General features: G+C 67.9%; 19 protein-coding genes. 10 read left to right on the plus strand and 9 right to left on the minus strand.

Annotated features, from left to right (window positions below):
• Positions 1-4 precede the first annotated feature (4 nt).
• The 4 genes from AFER_RS02840 to AFER_RS02855 all read right to left on the minus strand — a co-directional run bounded on the left by AFER_RS02840 (position 5) and on the right by AFER_RS02855 (position 4,712).
• Complete coding sequence (locus tag AFER_RS02840) at positions 5-1,684, minus strand: sensor histidine kinase (RefSeq protein ID WP_015798006.1); 1,680 nt, start codon at positions 1,682-1,684, stop codon at positions 5-7.
• On the minus strand, positions 1,665-2,378 hold the full coding sequence (locus tag AFER_RS02845; RefSeq protein ID WP_015798007.1) for a response regulator transcription factor: 714 nt from the start codon (positions 2,376-2,378) through the stop codon (positions 1,665-1,667). The genes AFER_RS02840 and AFER_RS02845 overlap by 20 nt, the downstream gene beginning before the upstream one ends.
• A 51-nt stretch (positions 2,379-2,429) precedes the next feature.
• On the minus strand, positions 2,430-3,893 hold the full coding sequence (locus AFER_RS02850) for a S1C family serine protease (protein ID WP_015798008.1): 1,464 nt from the start codon (positions 3,891-3,893) through the stop codon (positions 2,430-2,432).
• Positions 3,894-3,971: 78 nt separating this feature from the next.
• Positions 3,972-4,712 carry an enoyl-CoA hydratase/isomerase family protein gene (locus tag AFER_RS02855; protein WP_015798009.1) on the minus strand — a complete coding sequence of 247 codons (741 nt, stop codon included), beginning with the start codon at positions 4,710-4,712 and terminating at the stop codon, positions 3,972-3,974.
• An 87-nt stretch (positions 4,713-4,799) separates the two neighbouring features.
• On the opposite strand from AFER_RS02855, the gene AFER_RS10795 reads away from it, so the two are divergent.
• Genes AFER_RS10795 through sufC (AFER_RS02870) form a run of 3 tightly spaced genes read left to right on the plus strand, consistent with a single transcriptional unit; the run spans position 4,800 to position 7,035 of the window.
• Positions 4,800-5,981: a SufD family Fe-S cluster assembly protein gene (locus AFER_RS10795; protein ID WP_015798010.1), complete on the plus strand. Its 1,182-nt coding sequence runs from the start codon at positions 4,800-4,802 to the stop codon at positions 5,979-5,981.
• On the plus strand, positions 5,969-6,289 hold the full coding sequence (locus tag AFER_RS02865; RefSeq protein ID WP_015798011.1) for a non-heme iron oxygenase ferredoxin subunit: 321 nt from the start codon (positions 5,969-5,971) through the stop codon (positions 6,287-6,289). Before AFER_RS10795 ends, AFER_RS02865 begins: the two co-directional genes overlap by 13 nt.
• Positions 6,286-7,035, plus strand: a complete 750-nt coding sequence (sufC, locus tag AFER_RS02870; protein ID WP_015798012.1) for a Fe-S cluster assembly ATPase SufC — start codon at positions 6,286-6,288, stop codon at positions 7,033-7,035. The genes AFER_RS02865 and sufC (AFER_RS02870) overlap by 4 nt, the downstream gene beginning before the upstream one ends.
• Here the strand turns inward: sufC (AFER_RS02870) and AFER_RS02875 are convergent.
• On the minus strand, positions 7,028-8,146 hold the full coding sequence (locus tag AFER_RS02875; protein WP_015798013.1) for an NAD(P)/FAD-dependent oxidoreductase: 1,119 nt from the start codon (positions 8,144-8,146) through the stop codon (positions 7,028-7,030). The genes sufC (AFER_RS02870) and AFER_RS02875 overlap by 8 nt on opposite strands.
• Positions 8,147-8,160: 14 nt before the next feature.
• The gene (locus AFER_RS02880; protein ID WP_015798014.1) at positions 8,161-8,352 is read right to left on the minus strand and encodes a ferredoxin; all 192 of its coding nucleotides are present in this window, start codon (positions 8,350-8,352) and stop codon (positions 8,161-8,163) included.
• Between the two features lie 118 nt (positions 8,353-8,470).
• Here AFER_RS02880 and sufC (AFER_RS02885) point away from each other — a divergent pair, with 118 nt between their 5' ends.
• Genes sufC (AFER_RS02885) through sufU form a run of 3 tightly spaced genes read left to right on the plus strand, consistent with a single transcriptional unit; the run spans position 8,471 to position 10,949 of the window.
• Positions 8,471-9,232 carry a Fe-S cluster assembly ATPase SufC gene (gene sufC, locus AFER_RS02885; RefSeq protein WP_015798015.1) on the plus strand — a complete coding sequence of 254 codons (762 nt, stop codon included), beginning with the start codon at positions 8,471-8,473 and terminating at the stop codon, positions 9,230-9,232.
• Positions 9,229-10,479: an aminotransferase class V-fold PLP-dependent enzyme gene (locus tag AFER_RS02890; protein ID WP_015798016.1), complete on the plus strand. Its 1,251-nt coding sequence runs from the start codon at positions 9,229-9,231 to the stop codon at positions 10,477-10,479. Before sufC (AFER_RS02885) ends, AFER_RS02890 begins: the two co-directional genes overlap by 4 nt.
• Before the next feature lie 8 nt (positions 10,480-10,487).
• Positions 10,488-10,949: a Fe-S cluster assembly sulfur transfer protein SufU gene (sufU, locus tag AFER_RS02895; RefSeq protein ID WP_015798017.1), complete on the plus strand. Its 462-nt coding sequence runs from the start codon at positions 10,488-10,490 to the stop codon at positions 10,947-10,949.
• Between the two features lie 453 nt (positions 10,950-11,402).
• Here the strand turns inward: sufU and AFER_RS02900 are convergent, their stop codons facing one another.
• Positions 11,403-11,810: a hypothetical protein gene (locus AFER_RS02900; protein ID WP_143711921.1), complete on the minus strand. Its 408-nt coding sequence runs from the start codon at positions 11,808-11,810 to the stop codon at positions 11,403-11,405.
• Positions 11,811-12,674: 864 nt separating this feature from the next.
• Positions 12,675-14,516, minus strand: a complete 1,842-nt coding sequence (locus tag AFER_RS02910; protein ID WP_143711922.1) for a beta propeller repeat protein — start codon at positions 14,514-14,516, stop codon at positions 12,675-12,677.
• A 457-nt stretch (positions 14,517-14,973) separates the two neighbouring features.
• Between AFER_RS02910 and AFER_RS02915 the strand changes: the two genes are divergently transcribed.
• Both AFER_RS02915 and AFER_RS02920 read left to right on the plus strand, forming a co-directional pair.
• Positions 14,974-16,350 carry an ATP-binding protein gene (locus AFER_RS02915; RefSeq protein ID WP_171788940.1) on the plus strand — a complete coding sequence of 459 codons (1,377 nt, stop codon included), beginning with the start codon at positions 14,974-14,976 and terminating at the stop codon, positions 16,348-16,350.
• A 115-nt stretch (positions 16,351-16,465) separates the two neighbouring features.
• Positions 16,466-17,620: a glycerate kinase gene (locus tag AFER_RS02920; RefSeq protein WP_015798021.1), complete on the plus strand. Its 1,155-nt coding sequence runs from the start codon at positions 16,466-16,468 to the stop codon at positions 17,618-17,620.
• 24 nt (positions 17,621-17,644) lie between these two features.
• On the opposite strand, the gene AFER_RS02925 is transcribed toward AFER_RS02920, so the two are convergent.
• A complete protein-coding gene (locus AFER_RS02925; protein WP_015798022.1) occupies positions 17,645-19,075 on the minus strand; it encodes a gamma-aminobutyraldehyde dehydrogenase in 1,431 nt (476 codons plus the stop codon).
• Between the two features lie 296 nt (positions 19,076-19,371).
• Between AFER_RS02925 and AFER_RS02930 the strand changes: the two genes are divergently transcribed.
• Together AFER_RS02930 and AFER_RS02935 are read left to right on the plus strand one after the other, a co-directional pair.
• A complete protein-coding gene (locus tag AFER_RS02930) occupies positions 19,372-19,887 on the plus strand; it encodes an Lrp/AsnC family transcriptional regulator (RefSeq protein WP_041662279.1) in 516 nt (171 codons plus the stop codon).
• Between the two features lie 99 nt (positions 19,888-19,986).
• Positions 19,987-21,351: an aspartate aminotransferase family protein gene (locus AFER_RS02935; protein ID WP_015798024.1), complete on the plus strand. Its 1,365-nt coding sequence runs from the start codon at positions 19,987-19,989 to the stop codon at positions 21,349-21,351.
• Positions 21,352-21,379: the final 28 nt, after the last annotated feature.

The following is a 21,379-nucleotide window of genomic DNA, read 5'->3' on the forward strand; positions in this document are numbered from 1 at the left end:
CCGGTCAGACAGACGACTGGGAGGTGGGAGCATCACTGGTGCGCGACGGGTGACGGGGTCGGCGCAGGTTGTCGAGGATGCGGCGGAGCTCGCCGGTGGTCGTCTGCTCGGTACCCTCGGCGGGTGGCGTGGACGGCGCTTCGATCGAGTCCTCGAGATCGAGGCGTGGCAGATCGAAACCGAACGTCGTGCCTCGCCCCAGGCCGTCGGAACGGACCCAGGCCGTTCCACCGTGTGCATGCACGATCGCAGCGACGAGTGCGAGTCCGAGGCCGGCCCCGCCGCTCGCGCGTGAGCGTGACTCCTCCGCGCGGTAGAAGCGCTCGAAGACGTGCTGGGCAACCGCTGGTGTGAGTCCTGGTCCGCTATCGGCGACGCTGACGCGGACCTTCTCGTCCCACTCGAGCATCGCGACCGTCGGGTCAATCCCGCCGAAGAGATCGCTCACCTCCGTGGGCGTGATGGCCCCAGGGGGCAGAGGAGCGCTGCGCGCCAAGGCCTCGACCGTGACGTGGACGGTCGTGCCGGGTGGTGTGTGGGTTCGTACGTTGGCGAGCAGGTTCGTGACGACTTGGGTGAGCCGGTTGTGGTCGGCGAGGACGAGCAAGCCGTCGGGGGCGTCCACGGTGGTCGGACGGCGATCGTCGACCACGTTGGCGTCCTCGACGGCATGGCGGACGAGACTGCCGACGTCGACGGGCGCCAACTCGAGCGGGAGGGACTGGTCCATGCGCGCGAGTGACAGGAGATCCTCGACGAGGCTGCGCATGCGCTGACTCTGCTCGAGCGAGCGCTGCACCGCCATCTGCGCGATCTCCGGGTCGTAGCCCGAGCGATCGACGAGCTCCAGGTAACCCTGGATCGAGGCGAGGGGCGTGCGCAGCTCGTGACTCACGTCGGCGATGAACTGGCGCAGTCGCTCCCTGGAGGTCTCCGAGGTGGCATAGGCGCTCTGGAGCCGTCCGAGCATGGTGTTGAGCGCTCGAGCGAGCGCCTCGACCTCGGCCGGACCGGATTCGTCGACGCGAGCCTGGGTGTCGCCCGCGCTGATGGCCTGGGCACTGCGGCGCATCCGCTCGAGCGGGCTGAGCCCCAGTTGGATGGATGCCCAGCCCACGATGCCGAGCGTGATGGTCACGCCGAGCGATACGAGCAGCTCGGCGAGCGCGAGGCGGCCGACGGTGTCCTGCACGCTGGTGAGCGGTTCTGCGACGACCATCGTGCCGCCGAACTCGGGGATCTGGGCCGCGAGGACGCGATAGGTGATGTCGCTCAAGGGGTCGTGCAGCGACACTGGTCGTCCGACGGGCACGGCGAGCTCGGCCCGTCCGTTGCTGAAGCGCGTGAGTGGCGGTGCCTGCTGCCCCACGTAGAGGGTGGGGCTGAGTGGGGTGGTGATGGTCGAGCCGTTGGCGTAGACGAAGGTTCCCCACGATCCGAACGGCAGGCTGAGATGCAGGTCTTGGTTCCCGTTCGGGTGCAGGACCACCTCGGCCGCTGCGGGGGCGATCGACTCCTCGAGGGTCGTGTCGATGCGGTTGATCAGGAACGCGTGCAGCGCGGTGATGGTCGCGAGATCGATGACCGCAACGCCGACCACGAGGGTCGCGAGGGTGATCGCGAGCAGACGGAGCCGCAGGGTCCGTTGGCGGCCCCCGTGGTCGCTACGCCGACTCCGCCGCACGGAGGGAGTAGCCGACGCCGCGGACGGTCTTGATCATCGGTGGACCGTAGCCGTCGAGCTTCTTGCGCAGATACGAGATGTAGGTCTCCACGATGTTTGCGTCGCCGCCGAAGTCGTACTGCCAGACGTGGTCGAGGATCTGCGCCTTGGAGACCACCTTGTTCGCGTTCAGCATGAGGTAGCGCAGCAGCTTGAACTCGGTCGCCGTGAGCTCGATCTCGTGTCCCGCTCGCAGCACCTGGTGGGCATCCTCGTCGAGGACGAGGTCGCCGACGACGATCCGAGTGGGCGCACCCGTCCCCTGGCCGGAGCGTCGCAGGATCGCCTCGACGCGCGCCACGAGCTCTGCCAACGAGAAGGGCTTCGTGACGTAGTCGTCCGAGCCGAGCTGGAGGCCCTGGACGCGGTCCTCGACGGCGTCCTTCGCGGTGAGCAGGAGCACGGGGACGTCGTTGCGCTCTTCTCGCAGACGACGGAGCAGGGTGAAGCCATCCATCCCTGGCATCATGACGTCGAGGATGAGCAGGTCTGGCTTCACGGTCCGGAGTACGTCGAGAGCCTCGCGGCCGGACGAAGCGACGCTCACGTCATAGCCTTCGAAGGTGAGCGCCATCTGCAGGAGCTCGGTGATGGGCAGCTCATCGTCGACCACGAGCACGCGAACGCCCTTCGCTGGCTTGCGCAAACTGTCCATCTGCCCACCTCGCTGTCGTGTTGAGTGTAGGTCCTTACCAGGGGCCGTGCATCAGGCCGCCGGCGAGGTGCCGAGCGTCGCCGTCAGGGATTGCTGGGCCCCGCTCTGGGTCACGATCGACAACGTGATCTGTTGCCCCGGCGACTTGGCGTGGATCGCCGTGGCGAGTGCGTTCGCGGAGGTGACGGCCTGTCCATCGACCGCGGTGATCACGTCACCTGGCTGGATGCCTGCGTTGGCCGCGCCGGAGCCGGGATAGACGTACTCGACGAGCACGCCGGTCTGCGAGGTCGGCAAGCCGAGCTGTGAGTCGAGCGTGGGCGTGAGTGTCTGTATCCCGACGCCGAGGAATGCTCCGGATCCCGCCGTCGTGGTCGACGGTGACGTCGAGGAACCGGTGTAGGCGGTCGGGTTCTGTTCGATGGTCTTCACGATGGGCAGCACCGAGTTGATCGACTCGGCAAAGCCCAGGTTCTGCGCCGAGGTCTGACCGCTCGAGGCGATGACCGCCGTGTTCATCCCGACCACGTCCCCTTGGGCGTCCACGAGCGGGCCGCCCGAGTTGCCGGAGCTGATGGGGGCGTCGGTCTGGATCATGCCGCTGATGGTCTCGGTGGTCCCGAGGCTGTCCGTCGCGGTGATCGTGCGGTTGAGGGCCGACACGATGCCTTGGGTCACCGTTGGCGTGCCTTGGAGCGCCAGGGCGTTGCCGATCGCGACCACTGGGTCACCGACCACCAGCGCGGACGAGTCGCCGAACGTGACGGTCGGGAGGTTCGATGCGCCCTCGATCTGGAGCAGCGCCACGTCGTGAGCCGGATCGGTGCCGATGATCTTCGCCGGGCGCGAGCTCGACTGACCGTAGAGCGTGACGCGCACGTTGCTCGCCCCGGCCACCACGTGGTTGTTCGTGAGCACGAGACCGTTCGACGAGATGATCATCCCGGTCCCGGCGTCTTCGAACTGGCTCACGCCGAAGCCGTTGCTCGTCGTGCCGGTGGCGGTGATGTCCACGACGGCAGGCTCGACCTTGGCGAGGATCGCGGGGATGTTCAGCCCGCCTTGGCCGCTGAGTGCGGCGGGCTGCGCCTTGACCTGGCGGATGACGATCGGTGTGCGCGAGCCGCCGCTCGACTGTCCGGTGAGGCGGACCACGGCGTAGCTCGTGCCCGCCGCGACGAGGGCAGCGAGCACCGCGGCGGTGCCGACGACGACGCCGGGGCGCCGGCGTGGCTTGGTGCGGGTGGGCTGGGTCGATCCGAAGCTCGTGATCGGCTCGGCGGTCGAGGTCCACGACGGTTCCGCGTGGGCCCAGGTGACGGTGTCGTCCTCGGCCCGCGGTAGCTCGTCGGCGCCGACGGTGGGTACCTCGTCGGTCGGACGCTCGTCGTCACCCGACGGAGGTTCGCTCACCTCGGCGGGGTCAGCGGACGCAGGCGCCTCATCCTGCGGTGATTCGGCCGCGTCGTCCGGCTCTCCGGCGACGGGCGTCGCGTCGGTGTCGTCGATGCTCATCTGTCCTCCCTCGTGGAGCTGGGAGCGCCGCTGGGGGCGCCACGCATACCAGCATGGGTTCTCCACCTTTGCGGGAGCTTAGGCTCCTGTGGGAGGTTCGCTGGAGGATGACCGAGCGCGCATGAGCTGGACGTTCGCGAGCGCGGCTTGCGCAAGCTCGGCCTCCATGCGCGTTCGTCGGGCGGCGATCACGAGGCGCTTCGTGGCACGCTGGGCCTCGGTGGGAGCGGCGAGAAATTGGGCGGCCACGGCATCGACGCGTCGGGCGAGCTCGGCGTCGTCCGCCACGACGTCGTCGAGGATGCCGTACGCTCGCGCTTCGTTCGCGTCGAGCTCGCCTGCCCCCAGGGCGAGGGCGAGGGCACGGTGCGTACCGACGACCTCTGGGAGCAGGCTGAGTCCTCCGAGATCGGCGACGATACCGAAGCGCACCTCCGGCAGTGAGCAACGCACCCACCGCGTCCCGATGCGAACGTCGCACGCGAGCGCGAGCTCGAGGCCCGCACCGATGCAGGCGCCGTCGATGGCGGCGATGGTGGGGATCTCAAGCGTGGCGAGCGCGAGGAACCCGCGCTGGAGCATGCCGATCGTCTCGGGACTTGGGGTAGCGCCGAGACCTCGAAGCAGATCGAGATCGATCCCTGCGGAGAAGTGCTTGCCGCTCCCGCGCACGACGACGCAGGCGGCGGCGGCATCGGACCCGATCTCGGCCAGGAGATCCGCGAGGTCGCCGAAGTCCTCCATGCCGAGGGCGTTCGCCTTGGTGGGGTTCGCGATCGTGATGGTGCGCAGCGGTCCCGAGGTCTCCATCGTCAGCATGGCCCGACCGTAGCTGACCCAGGCGACCTTCTGGGTTCACCTGGGCCCTACGATGGAGAGGAGGTGGCCAAGGGAGGCGAGTCAGCGGTGGTCCGAATCTTCGATCGCGAGGTCGCCTGGGAGCTCCCCTCGCGCAGCAGCGCCCACGCGGACGTCGTCGCGGCGCTGGAGCCGGCGACGGAGAAGCTCGAGGCGTGGCGCTACAGCCCGATCGATGACGTCTCTGTCGCGTCGTACGCCGCGGTGGCGACCGAGACGATCGACCTCGGTGCTGCCCGCGCGCTGCTCGGCGCCGCGGGTCGGTCGGGGGGAGCAGATGTCGTCGTCGGGCCGCGAGGTCTCGTCGCTGCGCATGAGGTCGAGGGCTCCGCCGTGGCGGGCGATCGTGGGGCCGATGAGCTGATCACGCTCGACGAGGAGCCCTTCGCGACGCTCGCGAACCTGTTGGCCCCGGAGCGAGTCGAGCTTCGCCTCGACGGTGCAGCCGAGGCCGCACTCATCGTGGGCGGGAGCGGTCACCAGAGCGCAGCCTTTGCCTGGATCAAGATCCACATCACCGCCCCGACGACCTTGTGGCTCGTGGACGGAGCTGGCCCGGAGACGCTCGCGAGCGCGCTCGTCGAGGTCGAGGTCGCCGACGGGGTGCACGCCTCGCTGCGTCATCTCTCGATGGGGGGTGCGGGCAGCATCGGTTTCCTCCAGCTGCGTACGCGTCTTGGGGCCGACGCCGATCTCGTCGTTGCCGAGGTCGCTGCCCAAGGGGGCTACCACCGCACGCGCAGCGACGTCCACCTCACCGGCGAACGCGCGCGCGTGCGCATCCGCTCGGCCTTCGTCGCTGGGAGCGGTGAAGTGGAGGAGTTTCGGACGTTCGTCGTCCACGCAGCGCCGCGCACCGCGAGCGACCTGCTCTACAAGGGCGCACTGACCGGTTCTGGAACCTCGGTGTACTCCGGCCTGATCACGATCGAGCCCGCTGGTCATGGATCCGATGCGTTCCAGACCAACCGAAACCTGTTGCTCTCGCCCGAGGCGCGCGCAGAGTCGGTTCCGAACCTCGACATCCAGGTCAGCGATGTGCGCTGCTCGCACGCCTCGACGGTGGGTCCGCTCGAGGCCGAGCTCGTGTTCGCACTCGAGGCCAAGGGCATCGACCCCGATCGGGCGCAGCGGATCCTCGCCGACGGCTTCTTCGCCGACATCGCGGATCTGTCGGAGGGCGAGCGCGCACTCGTTCGGCGAGCTTTGGAGGAACGATGGCTGTCGTAGGTCGTGTGGAGGACTTCGTCGACGCGAAGCCGCGTGCCGTCGAGGTCGACGGTCACCCGGTGTGTGTGGTGAGGATCGGCGATCGGTTCTTCGCGGTCGACGACATCTGCTCCCATGCGCACTATCGGCTCTCCGAGGGCGATGTCTACGAAGAGGAGCTCGAGATCGAGTGCTGGAAGCACGGCTCGACCTTCTCGTTGCTCGACGGGCGGCCCCAGTCACTGCCGGCGACGCGACCGATCGGGGTCCATCGCATCAGCGTTCGTGAGGACGGCTCGGTCGAGGTCGAACTCGGAGGGGACAAGTGACCACGCCCGCACTCGTCATCGAAGACCTGGTCGTCGAGGTCGCCGAACGTGAGGTGCTCCACGGCGTGAGCCTGGCGGTGGAGCCCGGCACGACGGTCGCGATCATGGGTCCCAACGGATCGGGCAAGTCGACGCTGGTGCGCACGATCTTCGGGCGACCGGGCTACGTCCGGCGCCGTGGGGTGATCCGCGTCGGCGGGGTCGACGTGAGCGAGGCGCCGACGTACGAGCGCGCACGAGCGGGTCTCGCGCTCATCGAGCAAGACCCGGTCGAGGTCCCTGGCGTCGCACCCACGACGGTCGTCGCCGAGGGCCTGGCCGCTCGTGGTGAGGACGCGGCGCGCGCGGTCGCCGTGCTCGAGCGCGAGGCCGAGGCGGTGTCGCTGGATCGTGCGCTCCTCGATCGTTGGTACAACGTGGAGCTCTCCGGCGGCGAGCAGAAGAAGCTCGAGACCGCGATCGCCGCGTCGCTCCCCGGGCACGTCGTGGTCGGCGACGAGATCGACTCCGGGCTCGACGTGGACGCGCTGCGAACGGTCGCTCGCCGGCTCGAGAGTCTGCGCTCAGAGGGGCGAGGCTTGCTTCTCGTCACCCACTACCCACGGCTTTTGACGCACGTCGCCCCCGACGTGGTGATCGTGCTTGTCCAGGGTCGCATTGCCGAGACGGGAGGGATGGAACTCGCCGAGCGCGTCGAGGCTGAAGGCTACCGCGCCTACGGGGTCGAGGAGGGTCCGCTCAGCTGAGCTCGAGCGCACGCTCGAGCTCGTGTCGGCGCTCGACGACGTCTTCGGCGACGTCGAGGAGGACGAATCCCTCGAGGCGCCCGTCGCGATAGTACGCGAACGTCGAGTCCGAGCGTTGCTCCTCGTCGGCGTCCGCTCCCGGGGTGCCGAGCACTTGGATGAGGTGTCCGTGTTGGTCGCTCCAGCCGAACGGGACGTCTCGCCACGGCTCGTGGCCACCGAGGAGGTTGCGGGCGGCGAGCTGACCTTGGGTGGCCGCGGTCTCGAAGTGCTCGCTCCGCACGGGGCGCCCCCACCCCGGGTGATGCCAGGTCGCGACGTCGCCGGCGGCGGCGATGCCGTCCTCGATCCGTCCGTAGGCGTCGCACACGAGGCCAAGTCCCGCGACGGCTGGGACGGCGTCGCTGATCCAGTCGGTGGCGGGGCGCACCCCCAACCCGACGACCACCGTGTCGGCGCCGATGCGCGTGCCGTCGTCGAGAGCGACCCCGTCGTCGTCGACCGCGAGCGCCCGGTGGCCGGTGACGACGGTGACGCCGTTCGCCTCGTGCCACGCAAGGACCGTGGTGGCTGCTCGCGGGCCGAGGGCTCGAGGGAGGATCCGCTCGGCTGCCTCCACGACCGTGACCCGACAGCCGCGTTCGCGGGCCGTCGCGGCGAGCTCGAGCCCGATGAAGCCAGCACCGAGGGTCACGAGCCGGTGACCTGGTACCAGACGATCGCGAAGCCGGAGGGCGTCGTCGAGTGTGCGCAGGGTGAGCGCGTTCGGGTGGCGCAGGGGCGCTGGGTGGAGTGGTGCCGCCCCCGTCGCGATGACGAGGAGATCGAAGCCGATCGGTCCGGCGGTCGTCGCGACCGTACGCTCGTCGAGGTCGATGCCCTCGGCGCGCACACTCGGCCGGTGGGTGTAGGCCCCCGACGGGGTGCGCAGCCGGGTTCGCTCCGGTGCGACGTGACCAGCGAGGAGACCCTTCGACAGCGGAGGGCGTTGATACGGCGGGTGCGGTTCGTCACCGATGACCACGATGTCGAGGTCCGCATCGCGACGTCTGGCCTCGAGGGCAGCGCGATGGCCCGCGAGCGAGGCCCCGACGACGACGAGACGCGTCATCGTGATCGTCGGTCCTAGTCGACGATCGTGATGGCTTGCGTGGGGCAGGCTCGAGCCGCCTGGTCGACCAGCGCGCGCAGGTCCTCGGACGGTGTCTCGTCGAGCACGTAGAGGTAACCGTCGTCACGGACCTCGAAGATCGCGGGTGCGACCGCTTGGCACACCGCGTTGGACTGGCACTTGTCGAAGTCGACCTCGATGCGCATTGGCTAGCTCCCTCCCTCGGCCCTTCCCAGGCTACCGACCCCGTGGGCGCTCGTGCCCTGGCGATGGCCGAGTTTGTCCTATCTCGATAGGGGAAAGCGGGCCGGCTATGCTGAATGCGTGGCAACTCCTGTACTCGAGGTCGACGACCTGTGGGTCGAGGCTGAAGGCACCCCGATCCTGCGTGGTCTGTCGCTGGTGATCCGACCAGGCGAGCTGCACGTGATCATGGGGCCGAACGGCTCGGGCAAGTCGAGCTTCGCGAACGTGCTGATGGGCAATCCGGTCTATCACATCACCAAGGGCACGATTCGCTATCAAGGGGTCGATGTGAGCGAGCTCCCCGTCGACGAGCGGGCCAAGGCCGGCATCTTCCTCGCCTTCCAAGATCCCGAGGCCATCAGCGGCGTGTCGGTCGTGCAGTTCCTGCGTCAAGCCTTGAGTGCTCGGCGGGGCCGGGAAGTGTCGGTCCTCGAGGTTCGTTTTGCGCTCGCCGAGTGGCTCGAGCGCCTCGGGCTCGACCCGTCGTTCGCGCAGCGCCATCTCAACGAGGGATTCTCCGGTGGTGAGCGCAAGCGCAACGAGGTGATCCAGCTCGCCATGCTCGAGCCGGAGCTCGCCGTGCTCGACGAGACCGACTCGGGGCTCGATGTCGACGCGTTGCGCATCGTCGCCGACGGCATCACGTTGGTGCGACACCAACATCCCGAGATGGCGACGGTCATGATCACCCACTACCAGCGCATCCTCTCGCTGCTCGAGCCGACCCACACCCACATCCTCGTGGACGGTCGACTGGTTGCCTCCGGCGGTCCCGAACTCGCCGAGCAGGTCGAGCGCGAGGGATACCAGCAGTTCCGAGAGGCGGAGGCGCTTCGATGACAGCGACACGTGGCCTTGGGCTCGACGTCGAGGAGCTGCGTAAGGACTTCCCGATCTTCGCCGAGCGCGGTGCGGGCTTCCACTACCTCGACTCGGCGGCCTCGGCCCAGAGGCCGAGTGCGGTGCTCGAGGCGATGGACGCCTACTACCGTTCCCACCACGCCAACGTCCACCGCGGCGTCTACGGCCTCGCCGAGGACGCCACCGATCGCTACGAGCGCGCACGCCGAGCCATCGGCCGCTTCGTCAACGCCCCCGACCCGGAGCGCGAGGTGGTGTTCACGAAGAACGCCACCGAAGCGCTCAATCTCGTCGCGCAGGGTCTCGGCCGGGTGCTCCTCGGACCCGGTCGCGCCGTCGTCCTGACGGAGATGGAGCACCATGCCAACTTGGTCCCGTGGATGATCCTGCAGGAGCAGCTCGGGTTCGAGCTGCGCTACCTGCCCTTCGATGGTGACGGCCAGCTGGTGCTCGACGACGCGGAGCGGATCCTCGACGGCGCCGCCATCCTCAGCGTCACCGCGATGTCGAACGTGCTCGGGACGCTGAACCCGATCCCCCATCTCGCCGAGCTCGCGCACGGAGCAGGTGCCGTCGTGGTCGTGGACGCAGCGCAGTATGCGCCGCACCATCCGATCGACGTGCAGGCCTGGGGCGTCGATCTCGTTGCGATGACCGGACACAAGATGCTCGGCCCTACGGGCATCGGCGCGCTGTGGGGGCGGCTCGAGCTGCTCGAGCAGATGACGCCGTTCCTCGGTGGCGGCGACATGATCCTCGACGTGACGCTGGAGGGGTTCGTGCCGAACGAGGTGCCGTACAAGTTCGAGGCCGGTACGCCCCCGATCGCCGAGGCCATCGGGTGGGAGGTCGCCATCGACTACCTCCGCGACCGTGTCGGGTTCGAGGCACTCGCCGCCCACGAGCGCTCGCTGACCGCCTATGCCCTCGGTAGCTTGGCTGATGGCCTCGGGGAGCGCATTCGGATCTTCGGCCCCCGCGACCCGGAGCGTCGAGGCGGCGTGATCTCGTTCGAGCTCCAGGGCGTGCATCCCCACGACGTCGCCCAAGTGCTCGATCGTCACGGAGTGTGCGTGCGTGCGGGACACCACTGCGCCAAGCCTCTCATGCGAGAGATCGGCCAGGCCGCGACCGCCCGTGCGTCGCTGTATCTCTACAACGACCGTGCTGACATCGACGCTCTCGTCATGGCACTCCAAGACGCCTGGCAGCGCTTCAACGACTAGGAGACCTCATGGACGACCTCGAGGACCTGTATCGAGAGATCATCCTCGATCACTACAAGCACCCACGCAACCAGGGCGTGCTCGACGATCCCGACGCGATCCGAGAGGAGGGCTTCAATCCGCTCTGCGGTGACGAGATCAAGCTCTCGATCCTGGTCAAGGGCGACCGGCTCGCCGACATCCGCGTCGATGGGCATGGCTGTTCCATCTCGCGCTCGTCGGCCTCGCTCATGAGCGAGGCGGTCAAGGGGAAGGACCTCGCCGAGGTCGATCGCATCATCGAGCGTTTCAAGGCGATGGTCGTCGGCGGTGAGGGAGCTGCTGAGGGGCTCGATTCGCTGCGCACGCTCGGTGAACTCGCGGCGCTCCAGGGCGTCGTGAAGTTCCCGGTGCGTGTGAAGTGCGCGACGTTGCCGTGGAACTCGCTCCAGAACGCACTTGCCACGGCTCGAGCTCGCGGAGGCGAGTAGCACCCCCACGAGCTCGATGCGGTGGGGAGGTGCGCCGTCGCGGGCCTTCGCGATCGGCATCTCGAGGACCTGCGTCGGCGTCTGACGCTTGGTGCGAGCCTCTCCGTGTGGCCGGCTCACAATGGCTGTGGCGGAGTCAGACCCGTACGAGCTTCGCGCGTTGGCGAGCCACCCGAACGATCCGGCGGGAACCTCATCGGAACTGCCCCTGCCCTGCCACGACGATGGGCCAGGGTGTGCGCGGCGCGTGCGCTCGTCGCGAGTTCGGGAGATGTCGATGTGGCCATGCGGCGGATCCTCGTCGGCTGGACCCGGATGTTTGCCGCGGCCGACGTCTCTCGCGCCCAGCGGGACCTGTCATCGGTCGGGCGAGGAGGTCGGGCTCGGGGTGACGGTCGAGTCGGTTGCGGGGCGGGCCGGCGGTCGGGTGCGAAGGTACGCGCGGACGCTCTCTCACAGAGCACGCAGTGCGGAGTCCCACGCCGACGCCCACGCCTTCTTCGCCGCGAGCCATCGCTGCAGCGCTCTGGTATCTGGCCGCGCTCGGCCCTCAGACTTCGAGCCCTCGTCGTCACGTGGCGTCGCGCCGGCGGGACCCTCGCCCAGCTCTGGCGTCGTCGTGGCCCCGTCCTCCGTGCGCGCCAGTTCGAGCCATGCCCGCTTGCGTCGCTCGCACTCGTGCCAGAGGTCGTGACACTCGGGTGCCTGGCAGCGCTCGCGATCGAGCATGAGGTTCGCGAACTCGTCCCTCACTGCGCGCGTCAGCCGCTCCGGGCCGACAGCGTCGATCAAGGCTTGCCATTCCATGGACGCTGTGATGACCGCATCGATCGAGGCGTCGGCTCCCAGGTCCGTCGCCACGGCCACCGCTGCGTACGCTCGCAGCCATGTCTCACGCCATCGGGAGGGGAGTTCCAGCGACGATCGGGACCTCCGCATCTCAGAGCGTCGTAGGAGCATCGCGAGCAGCTCGTTCACGGCTTCCCTGGGGTCACTGATGTCTGTCACTGCAAGGTACTGCTCGATCGCATCTCGGCGAACACAGGAGGGCCAACGTCGGTTCTCAGCTCGCACGGTGCACCTGCCTGATGGATCGGTCGGTCGCTGCGGTCGAGCGTCGTTCCGTCACGGTGGCTCTCTCTGCACGAGCTCGCGAGTCATCGACGACCACGGCTGGACCGCTCGTGACGCAGCACTCTTCGTCGTGCGCCCAGCAGGCATGCGCCCGGTCGGCTCGGCCTGCCTCGACGACCACGGGTGCCCTTGCTGGGCGTGATGACGGCGTCGAGATGCCCGAGCCCGGCGAGGCTGATCGTGCCCAGGAAACCATGCTTTCTCGTCGGGTGGCCAAACGCCGGCAGCGCTCGATCGGGATGCGGGCGTTGAGGACGCCCTCGCCTATCAGCCGCCTGATCGGTACCCGGTCTTTCACGACGATCACCCTCCATGGTCGGGCGTTCACCTCTCACCGGTGAAGTCGTTCGCTCGTCGAACGGCGTCGACCCCCCGACGACCTCGCGTCGTCGTCCAAGGAGGACGGGATCTGTCGAGCCGTGCGTGGCGCATCCGCTGCATCGACGTTGCGACCTCCGCTGGAGATGCGGGTGCTCTGGCATCTGGCGTTTCCTGTCGTGAGTGCACGCTCTCACGCCTTCATGGCGACCGAGATCAAAGGGGGGCGAGCTGGGTTCGCCCGAGCGGGCGTGCCCGTCCTTGGCTGGCGAGTCAGGGGGCCGTCAGTTGCCAATGGCGTCCCCCGTCGGTCGTGTGCAGCAGCGTGCTGCATCCATCGTGACAGTCCAGTGACTGTAGCCAGCCCGTCGTGGGCGAGACGAACACGGCCGAGAAACCCTGGTGCAAGAGGGACGGGATGGGCACGCGCTCGACGGAACCGGTCGTGCGATGCACCCGGACGAGGAACGAGAACGACGGCGTGGCATAGGGGCTGAGTGTGGCCCAGACCGTCGTGGGCGACGCGTAGTCGATCGCGTCGATGTCGTTGGCGCCGACGCTGAGGTTCGTCCAGGAGTTCCCGTCGTTGCTGGTGTAGGCGAGAACGTCATCGGAAGGCGGGGCGCCGGTCGCCGCGGTTGCGCCGAGGGGACGCGTCGAGCCGATCCACACGCTCTGGGCGGAGAGCGGGTCGATGGCGAGCGGGATCGTGGACCCGGTGTGGTGTAGCGCGGTCGGCCTGATCGGGTCGGTGATGGGGGAGAGATACGTCGCACCGGCACCGAACCCGGTCGCGGCTGTGGTCTCGAGGGCGACTCCGGTCCCGTTGGCGACGACCGCAGCGACTGCGTTGGCGATCGACGAGGGCACCATGAGGGATGGTCGCTCACCGGCACGATCAACTGTGACGAGCTGAAGGACTCCTTCGGGCGTCTGCACTGCGATCACGAGCGCCCTCTGCCGCGCGGTCGTACCGATCACGTGAGCGTTCGGGCTTGCGAGGAGCTTCGAGAGCGCCGGAGAACTCCATCTCGTCGATCCGACCAGCACCTCGAGCTGGCCGCTTGGCCCGACCCCGACGATACCGAGGCTTCCTTGCGCGTTGAAGAGTGAGCTGACCATCACGTCGGGAAACGATCGCGTCCAGCCGGTTCCTGGACTGTAGCGATAGATGCCTCGCTCGGAGACCGCGACGACGCTGCCGTTCGAGAGCGTGCGAAAGTTGTCGAACTCGACACCGTGTGTCATGAACCAATGCGGCTGGTTGGAGACGAACGACGGTGTCGGCGTCGTAGCAAGGAGCGGGGGCGACGCAGGGAAGTTGGCTCCAGGGGTCGGCTGGAAGCCGACGACGAGGCTCGATCCGACGACCTGGAGGCTATCGGGAAAGACGCCATCGAGCTGAGGGCCCGGGCTCGAGATTGCCTGGAAGGTGGCCGATCCCTGCGTCTGGGCAAAGTATGCAGTTTCGCCCTGCGAGGGGCTCGTCACCAGGAGATACGAGCTCTGCCGACCGAAGTCGAAGCTCGCGGCGGTTCCAGGGTATCGAAGTGCCAGCGTCTCGAGCAGGTGCCAGGTCCTGCCACCATCGGTCGTGGCCTCGACGGTGGTTCCTTGCGCTGCGCTGAGCACCACGTAGCCCCGCGCTGGCGTCACGAAGCCGACGCCGATGATCGTCGGGCCTGACGAGAAGTGATGGAGCAGGCGAAAGCGCGTTCCCTGGTCGACCATCGCGTAGAGATCGCCGCTCTGCAGTGAGGCGACGAAGCCGTCGTTGCGGTCGAGGACGTCGAGGAGAGGGTCTGGCCCTGGAAGCCGTGCGAGGTAGGAGAACGCGCCGTCTCGGTACCGGAGCAGCACCGGGTTCCCTCCAGTGGCCGATGTCGAGGCCAGATAGACGGTACCGGTAGCGGTGATCGAGCTTTGGAGGATGTCGAGCGGAAGCTGCTCGACAGCCTTGGTGGCTGTGGTTTTGCTCGCCACCGCGGGTCGCGAAGCGATCGCGCCACAGCCCGCGAGGGCGAGTGACAGGGCGAGCAGCGGGAGGATCTCCTTCCGCGGCCACGAGCGGGATGTTCGCCCCATCGCGTCTCGACCACTCGTTGGGGAACTCATGGGTTCATGGTAGCTCACAGTGCACTCCCGGATTGGGGGTCCGCGACCAGCGATGCTCGGTCGAGTTGGGGTTCAAGGTCGCGCTCGGTCGTGCCCGGGGAGACGCCATGAGCGTGCGGGGCTCGGTGTCCCTGGCGGCGGAGCGCCCGGGTGGCCACAGGCACGTTCCTCCAAGTGCGGCACCAGCGAGCGCCTTCTCGTGTGTCGTCGCGAACGGCCTCGACAGCCTCGTCCACCGGGTCTGCCGCTTGATGAAACCGACAGGACGATCCCATCGTGCTGGTCAATGTGGCCACAAGGGTGTTCGTGCCAGCGCGCGCTGGCTGTCGAGCGGGTCGTCGTCGGACCTGCCGTCGCCAGTGCAAGAACCGCACGAGCGGCCAACCCACGGTGAGCTGTGCGCATCCACCCGCGGATCTCGCTGTAGTTGATGAGATGCATATAGTATATGGTTGACATGGAGCGCATCATGAACCCGTACACCCCGGGTGCTGGGGATCGCCCACCGGTGCTCGTCGGTCGTGAGCGCCAGCTCGCCCTCGCAGAGGCCATGCGCCAGCGCATCGAACACGGCTTCTCGGCACCACCGACGTTCTTCGTGGGTCTCCGGGGAGTCGGCAAGACAGTGCTGCTCCGGGAGATCGCTGACCAGTTTCGACGGCATGGCTGGCTGGTTCCCTACGCGGAGGCCCGCCGAGGTGCTTCGGTGGCTCGGATGCTGGTGACCTACGTGCACGAAGCCGAGAACTCTGCGCCCGTGAAGGGACGCCTTCGTGAGGCTCTGGCCCAGTTGGTGCGCCGCGGTGGTTCAGTGGAGGCTCTTGGCGTGGGGGCGACGCTGGGGCCAGAGACCGTCGACTCGACGACACGCGCTGCCCAGGATCTCGAGCACATGCTTCGCAGCCTTGGTGAGGCGGCCAAGAGCGACAGGGTGGGCGTGGCCATGCTCATCGACGAGGTCCAGACTCTCTCGTCCGAGACCGTCCGGGAGCTCATCTGGGTCGTCCAGAAACTTCGCCAGGACCTACCCATCGCTCTCATCGGCGCAGGGCTCCCGCACCTTGCCAGCGTCCTCGCCAGCGCGGTCACCTACGCCGACCGCTTCCGCTACGAGAGTACGGACAACCTCGATGACACGGACGTACGAGCTGCGGTGCGTGGGCCCGCTCACGAGCGCCTGGTCGAGTGGAGCGACGACGCACTCGACCTGTTGTGCACGATCGCCAAGGGCTACCCGTACGCCGTGCAGCTGTGTGCCTACGAAGCCTGGGAGCAGGCGGCTCGCCCGGGCGACCCTCGGCAGTGGGTCGCGATGCCGTTGTCGGCCCAGTGGGCGGTCTCGGAGTTCGGGGAGCGCGTTGGACCCCCGTCGGTCGAGGGCCAGCAGGTGCATGCCATCACTCGCTCGCACCTCGATGCCGCGATGCCGCGCATCATCGACCAGATGCGCGCGGGCCTGTTCCGCTCACGCTATGACGGGCTGACCCCGAAGCAGTTCGCCTACGTCGAGGCCATGCTTGCGGAGCTCGAGCCCGACTCGACGGCTCCCGTCTCGGCCATCGCCCAGCGCCTCCGCGCGTCGCTGAGTGCGCTGTCTCCCGTGCGCGATGCCCTCATTAGGAAGGGTGTCATCTATGCGCCGGGGCGCGGCCGGGTCGCCTTTGCCGTACCCTGGTTCGCGAGCTTCCTGGCAGAGGAGATCGTTGCGACCGAGCCGAGCAGCTATGAAGCGATCCTTCCCGGGCTTCGTGCTCGCGGCGTCGACCTCGAGCCTCCAGGCGGTTCCACCGGTGCCCCTCGATCGCCGACTCCACCTCTGCAGTCCTCTGACTAAGGATCCGTACCGCTCGATTCGACGGGTGTCGCGGCCGCGCGGAGGCATCTGTCTCGTTCGGCCTTGCGATGGTGGTCGCGTACAGTCGGGAGTCGAGCAACAGTGGAGAGAACAGGTGATCGATGCCGAGACCGGGCGGCTCGGCCCCGTACGGGTCGTCGTCGCTCCCGACAAGTTCCGTGGTTCGCTGACGGCGGCCGCAGCAGCGCGCGCGATGAGCAAGGGCATCCGGAGCCAGATCCCTGACTGTTCCGTCGTCGAGGTGCCGATGGCCGACGGGGGTGAGGGCACGCTCGAGGCCCTCGAGGCGGCAGGGTTTCGCGTGCGAGGCCCGGTGCTCGTCCATGGACCCTACGGTCGCCGCGTGCAGGCTCGGTGGGTCCGGCGCGGACCCATCGCCGTGGTGCAAGCAGCCGAGGCTGTGGGTCGTCGGGCCGTAGGGTCGGATCGGCTGCGAGCCCCCGACGCCACGACGCGTGGCGTCGGTGAGCTCATCTCGGCCGCTCTCGAACCAGGCGTGCGCGAGGTCGTCGTGAGCCTGGGCGGCTCGGTCACGACCGACGGCGGCGCCGGCATGTTGGCCGCGCTCGGCGTCGAGATCGCCGATGCGCTGGGGAGACCTGTTGGCGATGGGGGCGCGGCACTCGAGCATGCAGCCTCGGTGTCGGTCGCTCGGGTGGACCCGCGCCTCCGGGCGGTGCGCATCGTCGGCGCCGTCGATGTCACGAACCCGCTGCTGGGGCCAGATGGGGCAGCACGCCTCTTCGCGCCGCAGAAGGGAGCCTCGCCGGTCGAGGTCGACCAGCTCGAACGCGCCCTCTCGCACTTCGCGGACGTCGTTGCCGGTTCCCTCGGACGCGACGCTCGCGCGTTGGCCGGCGCAGGCGCTGCCGGCGGTACCGGCTTTGCGCTCGCTGGCGTGCTCGACGCGATGCTGGTGAGCGGCGCTTCGCTGGTGGGTGAGCTCACGGGCTGCTGGAGCGCGCTCGATGGGGCATCGCTCGTCGTGACCGGGGAGGGTTCGCTCGACGCGCAGTCGCTGCTTGGCAAGGTGCCGATCGAGGTGGCGCGCCGAGCGCGAGCTGCTCACGTGCCCTGTGTCGCCATCGTCGGGCGTTGCGAGCTCGAAGCAGCCGACCTCGCCGAGGCCGGGCTCGGCGAGGTGGTGGCACTGGTCGACTGGGCCAACGATGCCACCGAGGCGCAGCGCCGAGCTGCGGCGCTCATCGCGATGCTCTCGGCGCGCCTCGCTCGACGCTGGTGCGGGTAGCTGCGCGTTGGCGCGGCCGCCTCGTCACTCGCCGATGTAGCTCATGACGTGCTTGATACGCGTATAGTCCTCGAAGCCGTACATCGACAGGTCCTTGCCGTAGCCCGAGTGCTTGAAGCCTCCGTGGGGCATCTCGGCCACGATCGGGATGTGCGTGTTGATCCAGACCGCGCCGAAGTCGAGGTCGCGAGCGACGCGCATGGCTCGAGCATGGTCGCGTGTCCAGACGCTCGATGCGAGCCCGTACTCGACGTCGTTGGCGAGGCGCATGGCTTCGGCCTCGTCCTGGAAGCTCTGGACCGTGATGATGGGGCCGAAGCATTCCGAACGCACCAGCTCGTCCTCTTGGCGGAGGCCGGCAACCACGGTCGGCTCGAAGAAGAACCCTGGCCGGTCAACGCGGTTGCCACCCGTGGTGATCTGGGCGTAGCTGGGGAGGCGCTCCACGAGCCCGCGGATGCGCTCGAGCTGGTTGGGGTTGTTCAGAGGGCCGAAGTAGACGTCCTCCTCGTCCGGGGCCCCCACCTTGGTCGCGGCGGCCTGTGCGGTGAGGGCGGCGAGGAAGGCGTCGTGCGCGCTCGCCTCGACGAGGACGCGCGCGGCGGCGGTGCAGTCTTGGCCCGCATTGAAGTAGCCGGCTCCGGCGATGCCCGCCGCGGCCTTCTCGAGGTCTGCATCCCCGAAGACGACGACCGGCGCGTTGCCGCCGAGCTCGAGGTGCACCCGCTTGATGTCCTGGGCGGCCGCGAGAGCGACTTCGCGCCCAGCGCGCACCGATCCCGTGATCGCGACCAGCTGGGGGGTCGGGTGGGCGACGAGGCGTCGGCCAGTGTCGCGATCGCCGAGGACCACGTTGAAGACCCCCGGTGGGAAGATCTCACCGATGAGTTCGGCGAGGAGCGTCGTCGACGCGGGCGTCGTGTCGGATGGCTTGAGCACCAGGGTGTTGCCGGCCGCCAGCGCAGGGCCGATCTTCCAGATCGCCATCATCAGCGGATAGTTCCACGGTGTGACCGCGGCGCAGACGCCGATGGGCTCGCGGCGGATGAAGGAGGTGTGATCGGCCATGTACTCGGCCGCCGAACGACCCTCGAGGTTGCGCGCGGCCGCGGCGAAGAAGCGGATCTGGTCGACGCTCGGCGGGATCTCCTCGCTGAGCGTCAGCGCTCGCGGCTTGCCGGTGTTGCGGACCTCTGCCTCGACGAGGTCGTCGGCGTGCGCCTCGATCGCATCGGCGAGGCGGAACAGCAGCAAGGACCGCTCGGACGGCGTCGTGCGGCGCCACGTCTCGAACGCGTTGGCAGCGGCGCGCATGGCGGTGTCGACATCGACCTCGTCGGACGCAGGGCTGTGACCGTAGACGAGACCCGTCGATGGATCGACGATGTCGAGCGTCTGGTCGGCGTGGGCGTCGACGAACTTGCCGTCGATGAAGTTGCGGAACACCGTCGTCATGGCATCCTCCTGGGTGTCGATGGTGGCTGTCCAGTGAGGGGACGCTTCTAGTCAACTACATCTGAGCCGCGCTTGCAACCGATTGCGTCAACTTTCCATGGCAATTCTGCGCTTTCTGTTGACGAAGCCACCAAAATCGGTAAGAATGGTGGCGCACGTCGGTTCCTGGGTCGTACCGGGTCGGGGAGCCGACGTGGGTGGCGTTCGGGTTGCACCCAGCGGTCGCACACGAACGAACTCGGAACGGAGGGAGGTCCATGGCGCAGCGTCGTGAGCCGTCTGTGCGGGCCTTCCCCATGATTCGTGGCCAGGGCTTCCTCACTGCCGATCGAGCCGAGCGCAACGGGGATGGGGAGCGGGCGCCCGTCCAGCTCGATGCCATCTCGAAGCAGTTGATCTCCCTGCTGCAGGTGGATGGACGCGCGTCCTATGCGGCGCTCGCCAAGCAGGTCGGGCTCAGCGAGGCTGCGGTTCGCCAGCGTGTCCAGCGTCTCGTCGAGTCCCAGGTCATGCAGATCGTCGCCGTCACGGACCCGAAGATGGTCGGGTTTCGTCGTCAGGCGATGGTGGGCATCCAGGCCGTCGGCGATCTCGAGGCGTTGGCATCGCAGTTGGCGGCGATTCCCGAGGTCATCTACGTCGTGATCGCAGCCGGCAGCTTCGACCTGCTGGTCGAGGTGGTCTGTGAGGACGACGATCATCTGCTGCACCTGTTGAACACCGAGATTCGTCCACTCGAGGGCGTGCGATCGTCGGAGGTGTTCGTGTATCTCCGGCTGGAGAAGCAGACCTACAGCTGGGGAACTCGCTAGGGACGGTGAGTCCGTGTCCGTCGCGTCGAGGCGCACACCATCGAGGTCGACAATGAAGTTCGACGGTACGCGAGTCGGAGCAAGAAGGGAAGGAAGAGGATGAGCGAGCAGCACGACCTGTCGGACGTGGCCCGTCGGCACCTGTGGATGCACTTCACCCGCATGGCGTCGTACGACGAGCACGAGGTGCCGGTGATGGTCCGGGGCCAGGGCCCCTACGTGTGGGATTCGAAGGGCAAGCGCTACCTCGATGGGCTCGCTGGCCTGTTCGTGGTCCAGGTAGGGCACGGTCGTACCGAGCTTGCGGAGGCCGCCTCGAAGCAGGCGAGCGAGCTTGCCTACTTCCCGTTGTGGAGCTACGCCCACCAGCCAGCGGTCGAACTCGCCGAGCGCCTTGCGGCATTGGCCCCCGGTGACATCAACCGCGTGTTCTTCACGACCGGTGGCTCTGAGGCCGTCGAATCTGCATGGAAGCTCGCGCGGCAGTACTTCAAGCTCACCGGGCAGCCGACCAAGACGAAGGTGATCTCGCGGAACCTCGCCTACCACGGCACCTCGATGGGTGCGTTGTCGATCACCGGCCTACCGGGGATCAAGACCCCGTTCGAGCCCTTGGTCCCCGGGTCTATCAAGGTGGACAACACCAACCATTACCGCTGTGTGCACTGCAGTGCGGCCGAGACCTGTTCGCTCGCGTGTGCTGACGACATCGAGCAGCGAATCCTGATGGAGGGCCCCGAGACCGTCGCGGCGGTGTTCCTCGAGCCCGTCCAGAACGCGGGCGGGTGCTTCACGCCGGCGCCGGGGTACTTCGAGCGGGTTCGGGAGATCTGCGACCGCTACGACGTGTTGCTCGTCTCGGACGAGGTCATCACTGGGTTCGGACGACTCGGCGAGTGGTTCGGCGCGATCCGCTACGACTACCAGCCCGACATCATCACCTGCGCCAAGGGGATGACGTCTGGGTACTCCCCGATCGGGGCGATGCTCGTGTCGGACCGGTTGATGGAGCCGTTCTTGCATGACACGACGACGTTCCTCCACGGGATCACGTTCGCTGGACATCCGGTCTCGGCGGCGGTCGGGCTCGCCAACCTCGACATCTTCGAGCGCGAAGGTCTCCTCGACCACGTCCGTCGCAACGAGCCGCTGTTCCGGGCACAGCTCGACACCCTGCTCGATCTGCCGATCGTCGGTGAGATTCGCGGTGCTGGTTACTTCTACGGCATCGAACTCGTCAAGGATCGCGCCACGCGCGAGACCTTCGACGACGACGAATCCGAGCGACTGCTGCGTGGTATCCTCACCCCGACGCTCTTCGAGCTCGGCCTCATCTGTCGAGCGGACGATCGGGGCGATCCGGTCGTGCAGCTCTCGCCGCCACTCGTTGCGGGCCCGGAGCAGTTCGAGGAGATCGTCGCGATCTTGCGGGAGGCGTTCGAGCGCGCTTGGGCTGCGCTGTGATCGATGGCCCCTCGGTGGCCCAATTGTG

It is taken from the genome of Acidimicrobium ferrooxidans DSM 10331, from assembly GCF_000023265.1.
In the GTDB taxonomy this organism is placed as follows: domain Bacteria; phylum Actinomycetota; class Acidimicrobiia; order Acidimicrobiales; family Acidimicrobiaceae; genus Acidimicrobium; species Acidimicrobium ferrooxidans.

What these genes read in the sequence shown, in the direction of transcription:
- AFER_RS02925 (WP_015798022.1), bottom strand. Translation starts at nt 19,075, where the DNA reads ATGACGACGGTGTTCCGCAACTTCATCGACGGCAAGTTCGTCGACGCC.
- AFER_RS02850 (WP_015798008.1), bottom strand. Translation starts at nt 3,893, where the DNA reads ATGAGCATCGACGACACCGACGCGACGCCCGTCGCCGGAGAGCCGGAC.
- AFER_RS02855 (WP_015798009.1), bottom strand. Translation starts at nt 4,712, where the DNA reads ATGCTGACGATGGAGACCTCGGGACCGCTGCGCACCATCACGATCGCG.
- sufU (WP_015798017.1), top strand. Translation starts at nt 10,488, where the DNA reads ATGGACGACCTCGAGGACCTGTATCGAGAGATCATCCTCGATCACTAC.
- AFER_RS02890 (WP_015798016.1), top strand. Translation starts at nt 9,229, where the DNA reads ATGACAGCGACACGTGGCCTTGGGCTCGACGTCGAGGAGCTGCGTAAG.
- AFER_RS02930 (WP_041662279.1), top strand. Translation starts at nt 19,372, where the DNA reads ATGATTCGTGGCCAGGGCTTCCTCACTGCCGATCGAGCCGAGCGCAAC.
- AFER_RS02880 (WP_015798014.1), bottom strand. Translation starts at nt 8,352, where the DNA reads ATGCGCATCGAGGTCGACTTCGACAAGTGCCAGTCCAACGCGGTGTGC.
- AFER_RS02935 (WP_015798024.1), top strand. Translation starts at nt 19,987, where the DNA reads ATGAGCGAGCAGCACGACCTGTCGGACGTGGCCCGTCGGCACCTGTGG.
- AFER_RS02865 (WP_015798011.1), top strand. Translation starts at nt 5,969, where the DNA reads ATGGCTGTCGTAGGTCGTGTGGAGGACTTCGTCGACGCGAAGCCGCGT.
- AFER_RS02845 (WP_015798007.1), bottom strand. Translation starts at nt 2,378, where the DNA reads ATGGACAGTTTGCGCAAGCCAGCGAAGGGCGTTCGCGTGCTCGTGGTC.
- AFER_RS02910 (WP_143711922.1), bottom strand. Translation starts at nt 14,516, where the DNA reads ATGAGTTCCCCAACGAGTGGTCGAGACGCGATGGGGCGAACATCCCGC.
- AFER_RS02875 (WP_015798013.1), bottom strand. Translation starts at nt 8,146, where the DNA reads ATGACGCGTCTCGTCGTCGTCGGGGCCTCGCTCGCGGGCCATCGCGCT.
- AFER_RS02915 (WP_171788940.1), top strand. Translation starts at nt 14,974, where the DNA reads ATGGAGCGCATCATGAACCCGTACACCCCGGGTGCTGGGGATCGCCCA.